Origin of the sequence: Psychrobacter sp. DAB_AL32B (assembly GCF_002224105.1) — a bacterium.
Taxonomy (GTDB): domain Bacteria; phylum Pseudomonadota; class Gammaproteobacteria; order Pseudomonadales; family Moraxellaceae; genus Psychrobacter.
The window spans coordinates 1-437 of the sequence record NZ_NEXU01000158.1 but is presented as its reverse complement, the minus strand read 5'-3'; the positions used below and the strand labels follow the sequence as shown (position 1 = coordinate 437).

The 437-nt window shown below is 31.6% G+C and carries 1 protein-coding gene; it reads right to left on the bottom strand.

What is annotated here, in order from left to right; all coding sequences use genetic code 11:
- A partial coding sequence (locus CAN34_RS13795; protein WP_133063029.1) for an asparagine synthase C-terminal domain-containing protein occupies positions 1–437 on the bottom strand: 437 nt, incomplete at both ends.

The following is a 437-nucleotide window of genomic DNA, read 5'->3' as shown; positions in this document are numbered from 1 at the left end:
ATAATTTTTTATTAACTTTATTTTGCATAAAAGCAGGGACAGGAAGTAAATTAGATAACTTTTTTAATTTTTTTCTAAATGGAATTTTAGATAGGAGCTGAAACCTTTTTTCCATCAGTGCATAGCTTGGGTACCCACAAAATAATTCGTCACCACCATCGCCAGAGAGCACAACCGATACCTGTTTTTTTGCAAGCTCAGAAACCAAGACAGTTGGTATAGCTGAACTATCTGCAAATGGCTCATCAAATATCTTTGATAACTTTTTTATAGTTGCTAAGACATCTTCTTTTTTGCAAATAAGTTCAGTATGATTTGTACCTAGATATTCTGCAATATCTTTAGCATAGTTAGATTCATCGAATCTTTTATCTTCAAACCCAATAGTAAAAGTATTTATAGGTATCTTGCTATTTTTTTTGACAATAGCTGCTACT